The sequence below is a fragment of the Streptomyces sp. NPDC001393 genome (assembly GCF_053597455.1).
This window is the reverse complement of record NZ_JBSFIH010000153.1, coordinates 1-1,602: the sequence shown is the minus strand read 5'-3', so window position 1 is coordinate 1,602 and position 1,602 is coordinate 1. Positions and strand designations below refer to the sequence as shown.

Genomic DNA, 1,602 nt, shown 5'->3' with positions numbered 1-1,602 from the left:
GGCCCTGTCTCGCGTTCGGTGGTGACGGAGCGTGCTGTTATCCGAGGAGGATGCGGTGCCGGAGCAGGGTGAAGCCTGCTCGTCCGTGCATCTGGCGCGCGATCCGTTTGGTCTTGGTGTTGACGCCCTCGGTCGGGCCGTTGCTGTACGGAAGCGTGAGCCCGGCGATCACGGCGTCGATGTCTCGGTCCAGGCCCCGGGTGAAGGCGTGTAGGTGGGGCAGGTCGACTGTTCGGACTTGGGCGATCCAGTGCGTGAGCGCATCGGCGTTGTCGGTGTGTGGCGTAAGGAGCGGGGCGAAGTCCCTGATAGCTCTGACCAGTTGGGTCATCTCGGGGCAGGCGGCGGTGAGCTTGGCCAGGAGCTCGTGCTGCTCGGCCTTGAGGTTGTCGGGCCTGGTCAGCAGCATCCGGGCGAGTCGACGTGGCGAGATATGGCTGCGGTCGGCGTCTGCACGGCCTTGGTTGATGTACTTGTGCAGAAGGTTCAGACAGCCCGTGAAGCCGAGGGCCTTGATCTCTTCGAAGAGGTGCTGGACGGGGACGCCGGGGTCTTCACTTCGGCGTTTGCGCAGGTGCTCGCGGTAGGGATCGACCAGGCTGGCACGGTATTTGGGGACGCGGAGCATGCGCTCGGGCCGGTCGGCTCGGGCGTAGCGTTTGACGGTGTTCAGGGCCAGTTGCAGGCGGCGGGCGCATTCAAGCAGGCCCACGCCCTGGTCGAGCAGGCCATGGACCTGGTGCCAGCGTTCGAGGGTGGTCTGGGCGCGGGGTCCGTCGTAGATCGGCGCGTCCAGTACGGTGGCCCAGCAGGCGCTGTGTGCCTTCACCTCGCTCAGGGCGGCTTCGCACAGGTTCTTCCATACATGCCAGCGATCACCGACTTGCACCGCGTCAGGCAGGGCACGGCGGATAGCCTCGGCATAGGTCGCCGAGCCGTCACGGCACACGACCTCGATGCCTGGATGTTCGTGCAGCCACGCTTCCAGGGTGTCGGCCGTGCGGTCGGGCAACACGTCGATCCGTTCATGGGTCTCGGCATCGATGATCACGGTGGCGTAGCGGTGGCGCCGGCGCAGAGCGAAGTCGTCGACGCCGATCACACGGGGCACCCGCCCGGTGGGCAACGGCATCCTCAGCAGGGCGCGCAGGGCCGTGTGACGCGACAGGCTCACCGCGAGTATCGCCAGTAAACGCGCCCCGGCCCGGCCCGCTAACTCCTTGACCACGGCCTTGACTTGCCTGGTCAGACGGGTCGTACGCCGCTGGTATCGGTCCAGCACTCCGGGCACCTGTTCGCGGAAGGTGTGCAGGCAGCCGCGGGTGGGACACACCAGACGCCGCACCCGGACACGGACCACCACCCGTCGTTCATCGACCGGCACGTCCGCGACGGTCCGCCAGTGATAGCCGTGCACGCGTTCCGACGAGGCCCGGCACACCGGGCAGACCGCGGTGTCCAGCGAAGTCCGTGCCCGCACCAAGATCCGCTCACCTTCGTCGGCCACATCCTCGATGACCAGCGGGGACAGACCCGAGAAGACCGCCTGCACAAGCTCGTTGACATCCATCACGCGAATGTCAACGACCTATCACGACGCTC

General features: G+C 66.9%; 1 protein-coding gene. It reads right to left on the bottom strand.

The window, feature by feature from the left end; all coding sequences use genetic code 11:
• Positions 1–37 precede the first annotated feature (37 nt).
• On the bottom strand, positions 38–1,570 hold the full coding sequence (locus ACWC2T_RS45990) for an ISL3 family transposase (RefSeq protein WP_450676239.1): 1,533 nt from the start codon (positions 1,568–1,570) through the stop codon (positions 38–40).
• Positions 1,571–1,602: the final 32 nt, after the last annotated feature.